Below are 8,139 nucleotides of genomic sequence, written 5' to 3' on the forward strand. Positions count from 1 at the left end.
CGTGAACCGAAGGAAATGCGAACAGCGCTACCGCCTTCGTTTGGGCTTCTCCAGAAGCGCCACGGCCTCGACATGCGGCGACCACAGGAACTGGTCGATCGGCGTCACGCTTTTCAATGTATAGCCGCCGTCGAGCAGGATTCGCAGGTCGCGAGCCAGCGTGACCGGATTGCAGGATACGGCGGCGACAAACGGAACGTCCGAGCGTGCGATCTGCTTCGACTGGTCCTCGGCGCCGGCGCGTGGCGGATCGAACACCAGGCCGTCGAAGCCATTCAATTCCTTGAAGGTCAGCGGCCGGCGGAACAGGTCGCGGCGCTCGCCCGTCACCCGCTTCAGGCCGGTCGCGAAGCGCGAGCCCCGGTCGAGCGCCGAAAGGGCTGCCGCATCGCCTTCGACCGCATGGACCTCCGACTTCGCTGCCAGCCGCAAGGCAAAGCTGCCGCAACCGGCGAACAGATCGGCGACCTTCTTGGCGCGCTTCAGATGTCCGCCGACGATATCGGCCATGGTCTGTTCGGCGGCCTCGGTCGCTTGCAGGAAGGCGCCCGGCGGCACGGCGACAGCGACATTGCCGAACATGACCACAGGCTTCCTTGGCTCGATGATGATCTCGTCATCGATGGACAGCCTGGCAAATCCCTGAGCCAATACGAAGTTGGAGGCGATCCGACGCTGGTGTTCGCCCAGTTTGCCGGACTCGTAGACTGCGACGTCAAGGCCCGATCCGGTCACGGTGACCGCGAGCCGGAACGATTTGGTGGTGGCGCACACCAGTTCGGCGAGCGCCTTCAGCCGATCGAACGCGCTGACGATCTCGGGCAGCGAGATCGGKCATCCCGATATCGAGATGATTTCCGGCGACAGATGGCGATTGAAGCCGAGCAGCATGCCTGTGTCGGTGCGCCGCGCGGCGAGCACGACGCGGCGGCGCGTGTGCGGCGCGCAGGCGACCAGTTCGCCGATGTCGCAATCGATGCCCTTGCCCTTCAGCGCGTGCACCACCTTTTCGCGCTTCCATTGGCGATAGGCTGCGGCTTCGAAATGCTGGAGCGCGCAACCGCCGCATTCGGTGAAATGGCGGCAGGCGGGATCGATGCGCAGCGGCGAAGCCTCTAGCACCGCCATCAGCGTGGCACGGTCTTTTTCACGCGCGGCGGTGACGACCTCGCCGGGTAGTGTGAAGGGAATGAACAGATCGCCGCTCTCGGTCTCGGCGATGCCGTCGCCCTGGGCGCCAAGTTTCCTGATGCTGAACCGCGCGCTCATCTATCCTTGATCCCACCGAGCAGGAATTCGCGATTACCGTCGCCGCCTTCGATGGGCGACAAATGCAGGCCCAGCGAACGCCAGCCTGGAACAGCGTCCAGCCAATCCTGCAGCAGGCCGGCGACACGGGCGGCGTCGTAGGGATCCTTCAACAGGCCGCCCTTGCCGATCGCTTCGCGGCCGGCCTCGAATTGCGGCTTGACCAGAAACATGGCACAGGCACCAGCCTTCGCAAGGCCAAGCGCCGGCGGCAGCGCCAGTTTCAACGAAATGAAGCTGACATCGGAGACGACGAAATCCGGGATGCGGCCGGCCAGATCATCGACTGTGAGATCGCGCGCGTTCAGGCCTTCGATGACAGTTACACGCGGATCGCCGCCGATATCGGCATGCATCTGGCCGTGCCCGACATCGATGGCGGTGACGTGGGCCGCGCCGCGCTCGAGCAGGACCTGGGTGAAGCCGCCGGTCGAGGCGCCGATGTCGAGCGCTTCACGGCCGGCTGGATCGAGTCCGAAATGGTCGAGCCCGCCGATCAGTTTCAGCGCAGCACGCGACACATAGCCTTGCGCCGGATCATCGATGGCGATCAGGCATTGCGGCGAAACGTTCTGGCCGGGCTTTCGGGCTATGACGCCGTCCACCATCACCGTGCCACGCTCGACCGCGTCGCGGGCGCGCGAACGGCTGGCAAAAAGGCCCCGCTGGACGAGCAGGTCGTCGAGCCGCTGGCGGGGGCTGGCTGGCAAAGGCGAGTTCATCGGCCTTCATGGCGAAAGCCGGTCGCGAAGGCAAGGATATTGGGGCCGGACAAGGAACATCGTTGGAAAGCATGCGAACGCTTCAAGCCGCTGCGGCGCTTGCGAGCATCGCATCGGCCCGGCACAATGCTAAGCAGGAGTGCCGTTACTGTCCGAACGCGAGGAAGGACAAATGCTGAGGGGAACCTGCCACTGCGGTGCGACCCACTGGACCCTGGAGGGCGATCCCGGGCCGATCACGGCGTGCAGTTGCACGCTTTGCCGCCGCTATGGCGCGCTCTGGGCTTACGATTATGTCGACGAACGCATCCGCGTCGCGGGGCCGATGAAAAGCTACACGCGCGCCGGAAAGGATGCGCCCTCGCTTGAGATCCTGTTCTGTCCCACTTGCGCTTGCGTGCTCGCCTGGCGTGGCTTGCGCTCCAGCGCCACCGGCCAAACTCGAATCGCCGTCAATGTAAGGCTTGCGCCGCCGGAGGCCGTCGCCGACTTGCCAATCGACCATTTCGATGGGCTCGACACTTACGACGACCTGCCGCGCGATGGCCGCTGCGTGCGCGACATGTGGTTCTAAAGGGCGCCGCGCTTGGACGGCGGCATGCTCTAGAAAATGGTTCGCGAAACCCGGCGATCGACGGCTGGAGACAAACCGTCATCCCGATTTCCCGAAGCCTGCTCGCCCGGATGCTCGGTCGCAGGCGCAGGCGCCGGCACAGGGTCCGGCAGGACCACCAGCTGCGGCACCTGCTTGTAGGAAAATCCGCCGCGAATATCGCCCATCTTGCCGGCGATGATGCCCATGGCCGCCTTTTCGAGACTGCGATCATAGCGCGTTTCGGCGGCGGCCGGCGCGACGATGACCGCTGAAAGCGCCACGCCGCACAGAAGCGTTCTCATTGTTTTTGTCTCCCTGCCTGGTCACGATCTAGCAGGGCGCCGTTGAAAAACGGCCAAGAGACACGGTAAGCAAAGCGCCAAACGGCAGCGTTAACAATGCGTTAAAGCATCAAGCCGGCAAACTGATTCAAGCCCTTGAGATATTGATTCAGGCGCGCTGGGCGCGGGCTGTATGGCCAAGCGCGACGAACACCGTGCGCACGATGCCGGCGGCATCAAGCCCGGCATCGGCATACATCTTTTCCGGCTTGGCGTGGTCGGTGAACGCGTCGGGCAGCACCAGCGGGCGTACCTTCAGGCCACTTTCAAGCAAGCCCTCATGGGCGAGGAACTGCAACACATGGCTGGCGAAGCCGCCGACGGCGCCCTCTTCCACCGTCACCAGAACCTCGTGCGAGCGGGCCAGCCGGCGGATCAGATCCTCATCGAGCGGCTTGGCGAAACGGGCATCGGCGACCGTGGTGGAAAGCCCGGCCGCGCCAAGCTCCTCGGCGGCGATCAGGCAATCCTGCAGCCGCGTGCCGAAGGACAGGAGTGCGACCTTGGTGCCTTCCCTGACGATACGGCCCTTGCCGATTTCGAGCACCGCGCCGCGCTCCGGCATGTCGACGCCGACGCCGTTGCCACGCGGATAGCGGAAGGCGATCGGGCCGTCATCATAGCTTGCCGCGGTGCGCACCATGTGGCGCAGTTCCGCCTCGTCTGCTGCTGCCATCACCACGAAACCGGGCAAGGTTGCCAGGAAGGTGGTGTCAAAGGCGCCGCAATGGGTGGCGCCATCGGCGCCGACGAAGCCGGCGCGGTCGATGGGAAAGCGCACCGGTAGTTTCTGGATCGCGACGTCGTGGACGACCTGGTCGTAGGCGCGCTGCAGGAAGGTCGAATAGATCGCGGCGAACGGTTTGTAGCCTTCGGTGGCGAGGCCGGCGGCGAAGGTCACCGCGTGCTGTTCGGCGATGCCGACATCGAAGATCCGCGACGGAAACGCTTCGCCGAACAGATCGAGGCCGGTACCACTCGGCATGGCGGCGGTGACGGCGACGATGCGGTCATCCTCGCGACCCTCCTGGACCAGGCTTTCGGCGAACACCTTGGTGTAGGCCGGCGCATTAGCCGGCGCCTTGGCCTGCGCACCGGTGATGACATCGAATTTGTTGACACCGTGATATTTGTCAGCGGCGGCTTCGGCCGGCGCGTAGCCCTTGCCCTTCTGGGTGACGACATGGATCAGCACCGGGCCTTCGCCATTGTCGCGGACATTCTTCAGGACCGGGATCAGATGCTCGAGATTGTGACCGTCGATCGGGCCGATGTGATAGAAGCCCAGTTCCTCGAACAGCGTGCCGCCGGTGACGTAGCCGCGTGCATGCTCGACCGCCCGGGTGATCGCACGGTCGGCGCGCTTGCCGAGATAAGAGGTCAGTTTCTTGCCGAAGTCGCGCAGGCCGACATAGGTCTTGCCAGAGGCCAGACGTGCCAGATAGGCGCTCATGGCACCGGTCGGCGGCGCAATCGACATGTCGTTGTCGTTGAGGATGACGATGAGCCGGGCATCGAGCGCGCCGGCATTGTTCATCGCCTCGTAGGCCATGCCGGCCGACATGGCACCATCGCCGATAACGGCGATGACATTGTTGCGGCCGCCGGAGAGATCGCGGGCGGCGGCCATGCCAAGGCCGGCCGATATCGATGTCGAGGAGTGAGCGGCGCCGAAGGGATCGTATTCGCTCTCGGCGCGGCGGGTGAAGCCCGACAGCCCGCCCTCCTGACGCAAGGTGCGGATACGGTCACGGCGGCCGGTCAGGATCTTGTGCGGGTAGGCCTGGTGGCCGACATCCCAGATCAGCCGGTCATCCGGGGTGTTGAAGACATAGTGCAGCGCGACCGTCAGTTCGACCACGCCAAGGCCGGCGCCAAGATGGCCGCCTGTGTGTGACACGGCGTCGATCAGTTCGGCACGAAGCTCGGATGCCAGTTGCGGCAATTCGCTCTCGGCAAGCGTGCGCAGGTCGGCCGGGATGCGGACCTTGTCGAGAAGGGGCGTATGCGGCGTTGAATTCACGGGTAGGCCTGCTCAGGCTTTCTGTTCATGGGCGGGATAGGCCGGCCGCCGGCGAAAGTAAATGCGTGTCTGTGACGCGGATCAGGCTTTAGGTCCCAAAACCCGGCCACTTTTGGGCGACATGCATCAGCTTTCCGGCAACGGGATGAATTCTTCCTCATCTCCGGGAACGATATCGAAGCGGCCGGTCTTCCATTCCTGCTTGGCCTGCTCGATGCGCTCCTTGGAGGACGAGACGAAATTCCACCAAATGTAACGCTTCGAGCCGAGCGAGGCGCCGCCGAACAGCATGAAATGGGCGCCGCCTTCCGACGATACGACGATCTCGTCGCCTGGCCGGAACACCAGCAGTCGCTCGGCTGGAAAAACATCGCCTGAAATCGAAAACGTCGCCTTCGAGCGTGTAGATGGCGCGCTCTTCCGCATCGGCCGGGATTTTCACGCTGGCGCCCGGCGCCATCCTAAGGTCGGCATAAAGCGTCTCGGAGTGAGCCCTCACCGGCGACCGCAGTCCCTGGAAGTCGCCGATGACGACGCGACCGCTGACGCCTTCGGCATCGATCTCGGGGAGCCGCAAGGCAGCGGTGTTCTCGAAAACCGGAGCCACTTCCTCCTTGCCGTCCGGCAGTGCCAGCCATGTCTGCAGGCCGGAGACCGACATCGGCGCGCCACGCAATTCCTCCGGCGTGCGCTCGGAATGGACGATGCCGCGGCCAGCGGTCATCAAATTCACGTCGCCGGGCTGGATGACCATTTCGGTGCCGAGTGAATCGCGATGCCTGATCTTGCCGTCGAACAGATAGGTCACCGTCGACAGCCCGATATGCGGATGCGGACGGACATCGAGCGCCTGGCCCGCGCGCAGGATCGCCGGGCCCATGCGGTCGAAGAAGATGAAAGGCCCGACGAGCCGCCTTTTGGCGGTCGGCAATGCGCGGCGTACCTGGAAACCGCCAATGTCCTTGGCGTTCGGAATGACCATCAGCTCGATCTGGTCGCTGGCAAAGGCGTCGCCGACTTCAGGGTCTTTCCCGGGGAAGAAGCTCATGGACTCTCCTTGTCAGCGGCCGTCGCTGGTTGTCGGATCAGGCAAAACGGATCGCCGATTTTGCCCGCGCCTTGGCGGCCACCTCTTCGCGATTGCGAGGATGCTGATGGGTTTCGAGGGAATCGAGAAGCTCACGCGCCGATGCCGCGATGGCTTCGACCGCATGATCGAAGGCGTGCTGGTTCTGCTTCGAAGGTCGCGTCGTTCCGCTCAATTTGCGGACAAACTGAAGTGCGGCGTCGCGCACCTCGTCATTGGTTGCCGGCGGATCAAAATTGAACAGGGTCTTGATGTTTCTGCACATCGTTTCCGAACCTCCTCTTGTCCTGAAGCCGTTTCAATCGGGACGGCTACTATCCTCGACCATGATCATGTCCAAAAGCCGGTGAGGCAAGACCATCGTTCGGGAGCATGACTCAGTCGGCGTCGAGCGGCTCCGTTCCAACCGGCTTGCCGTCGCGCGACAGCCTGATCTTCTCGACCTTGTCCTCGGCGGCCTTCAGCAGCCGGTCGCAATGCGCCTTCAGCGCCTCGCCGCGCTCATAGATCCTGATCGACTGGTCGAGCGGCACGTCGCCACGCTCCAGATCATCGACGATCTTTTCCAGCGCATCGAGTGCCTGCTCGAAGCTCATCGCCTTGACGTCTTCGTTGGTCTCACCAGCCATCATTCATCCTTTCATCAGTCGCCCGACATGGGCGGCGACCGAAAATGCCAGTCCCTGCAGATCGTAGCCACCCTCTAGCAGGCTGACGAGCCGGTTGCCGCTGTGGCGCGTGGCGCGCTGCATAAGCTGGCCGGTCGCCCAGTCGAAATCATCCTCTGTCAGGTTGATTTCGGCCAGCGGATCGCGATGGTGCGCGTCGAACCCCGCCGAAATGATGATCAGGTCGGGCGCGAAATTGTCGAGCGCCGGCAGGATACGCGACAGCAAGGCATCACGAAAAACCTCGCTGCCGGTCTGCGGCGCCAGCGGCGCGTTGACGATGTTGCCGGCGCCGGTTTCGCTCTTCGCCCCGGTGCCGGGATAAAGCGGCATCTGGTGCGTCGAGCAATAGAGCACCGACGGATCGTCCCAGAAAATGTCCTGCGTGCCGTTGCCGTGATGCACGTCCCAGTCGACGACCGCAACGCGCTCGACGCCATGTTTCTTCTGCGCGTAGCGCGCGGCGATCGCCGCCGTGTTGAAGAGGCAGAAGCCCATGGCCGTGGTTTTTTCGGCATGGTGGCCGGGCGGCCGTGCGGCGACGAAGACATTGTCGGCGCGGCCGGCAAAGACATCGTCTACGGCGGCGTTGGCGGCGCCGATCGCGGTTATGGCCGCTTGCCAGCTCTTCGGGCTGACTGACGTGTCGGCGTCGATGCGGGCGATGCCCTCGTCGGGAATGGCGGCGCGGACGCGGGCGACGAAATCGGCGGGATGCGCGTAGAGAATGGTGGCCTCGTCGCCTTCAGGCGCCTTGATGCGATCGAGCCCGACAAAAGCCTCATCGTCGAGCACCCGTTCGATGGCGCGCAACCGGTCCGGCCGCTCGGGGTGACCGGGCGGCGTGATGTGTTCAAGGAAGATCGGATGGGTATAGAGACGAGTGGCCATCTCCCCTATCTAGTGCCCCGACGTCGCGATGGCCATGCGTTGTGGCCTGATGGCTGGGGAAAATCACACATGCGTCCATCGGTGTCGCTGCAGGCATTGGCGTCGTCAGCGCTTCGGCGTAAGGTCGCTGCCACTGCCTGGTGCCCGCCGCAAGCGGGAGAATCGGGAACACGGTTGAACTCCGTGGCGTGCCCAACGCTGTAAGGGGGACCGCGCCGGTAAATGCCACTGTCGATAACGGGAAGGCACCGGACGCGGGTTGATCCCGAGCCAGAAGACCGGCCTGGCAGGCATCGTCATCCGCATGGTCAGGCGGATGAAATGGATTGCAATCGCAAGGGGACACGCGATGCCGGAACACATGACCGCCTCTGTTGGCGACGGATTTGACCAGAATGCGCGCGATGCGGTCTATCGCGCCATGTTCACGCGGCGCGACGTGCGTAGCCATTTCCTGCCAACCGCGCTCGACGATGAGGTGCTGGCGCGGCTGCTGCTTGCAGC

At 63.9% G+C, this 8,139-nt stretch carries 8 protein-coding genes, 2 pseudogenes and 1 riboswitch; of the genes and pseudogenes, 2 read left to right on the forward strand and 8 right to left on the reverse strand.

Going from position 1 to position 8,139, the window contains the following annotated elements; all coding sequences use genetic code 11:
* Positions 1-27 precede the first annotated feature (27 nt).
* Complete coding sequence (locus ACXJ7R_RS18865) at positions 28-1,269, reverse strand: class I SAM-dependent RNA methyltransferase (RefSeq protein WP_457153170.1); 1,242 nt, start codon at positions 1,267-1,269, stop codon at positions 28-30.
* On the reverse strand, positions 1,266-2,030 hold the full coding sequence (locus tag ACXJ7R_RS18870) for a TlyA family RNA methyltransferase (RefSeq protein WP_457153171.1): 765 nt from the start codon (positions 2,028-2,030) through the stop codon (positions 1,266-1,268). The genes ACXJ7R_RS18865 and ACXJ7R_RS18870 overlap by 4 nt, the downstream gene beginning before the upstream one ends.
* Positions 2,031-2,202: 172 nt before the next feature.
* On the opposite strand from ACXJ7R_RS18870, the gene ACXJ7R_RS18875 reads away from it, so the two are divergent.
* Positions 2,203-2,604, forward strand: coding sequence for a GFA family protein (locus tag ACXJ7R_RS18875; protein ID WP_457153172.1), 402 nt, complete (start codon positions 2,203-2,205; stop codon positions 2,602-2,604).
* 29 nt (positions 2,605-2,633) lie between these two features.
* Here the strand turns inward: ACXJ7R_RS18875 and ACXJ7R_RS18880 are convergent, their stop codons facing one another.
* The 6 genes and pseudogenes from ACXJ7R_RS18880 to ACXJ7R_RS18905 all read right to left on the reverse strand — a co-directional run bounded on the left by ACXJ7R_RS18880 (position 2,634) and on the right by ACXJ7R_RS18905 (position 7,635).
* On the reverse strand, positions 2,634-2,927 hold the full coding sequence (locus ACXJ7R_RS18880) for a hypothetical protein (protein WP_457153173.1): 294 nt from the start codon (positions 2,925-2,927) through the stop codon (positions 2,634-2,636).
* A 148-nt stretch (positions 2,928-3,075) separates the two neighbouring features.
* Positions 3,076-4,989 (reverse strand): 1-deoxy-D-xylulose-5-phosphate synthase, encoded by a 1,914-nt coding sequence (gene dxs, locus ACXJ7R_RS18885; protein WP_457153174.1) that lies wholly within the window; start codon positions 4,987-4,989, stop codon positions 3,076-3,078.
* A gap of 126 nt (positions 4,990-5,115) precedes the next feature.
* Positions 5,116-6,037 (reverse strand): annotated as a pseudogene (locus ACXJ7R_RS18890) (pirin family protein).
* Between the two features lie 37 nt (positions 6,038-6,074).
* A complete protein-coding gene (locus ACXJ7R_RS18895) occupies positions 6,075-6,341 on the reverse strand; it encodes a DUF2277 domain-containing protein (RefSeq protein WP_095091923.1) in 267 nt (88 codons plus the stop codon).
* A 112-nt stretch (positions 6,342-6,453) separates the two neighbouring features.
* Positions 6,454-6,705, reverse strand: coding sequence for an exodeoxyribonuclease VII small subunit (locus ACXJ7R_RS18900; RefSeq protein WP_013532792.1), 252 nt, complete (start codon positions 6,703-6,705; stop codon positions 6,454-6,456).
* A 3-nt stretch (positions 6,706-6,708) separates the two neighbouring features.
* The gene (locus ACXJ7R_RS18905) at positions 6,709-7,635 is read right to left on the reverse strand and encodes a histone deacetylase family protein (protein WP_457153175.1); all 927 of its coding nucleotides are present in this window, start codon (positions 7,633-7,635) and stop codon (positions 6,709-6,711) included.
* Positions 7,636-7,756: 121 nt separating this feature from the next.
* Positions 7,757-7,936, forward strand: a riboswitch (cobalamin riboswitch).
* Between the two features lie 3 nt (positions 7,937-7,939).
* Between ACXJ7R_RS18905 and ACXJ7R_RS18910 the strand changes: the two are divergent.
* Positions 7,940-8,139, forward strand: a pseudogene (locus tag ACXJ7R_RS18910) (5,6-dimethylbenzimidazole synthase); the annotation flags it as partial.

The sequence above is a fragment of the Mesorhizobium sp. P5_C1 genome (assembly GCF_054049815.1).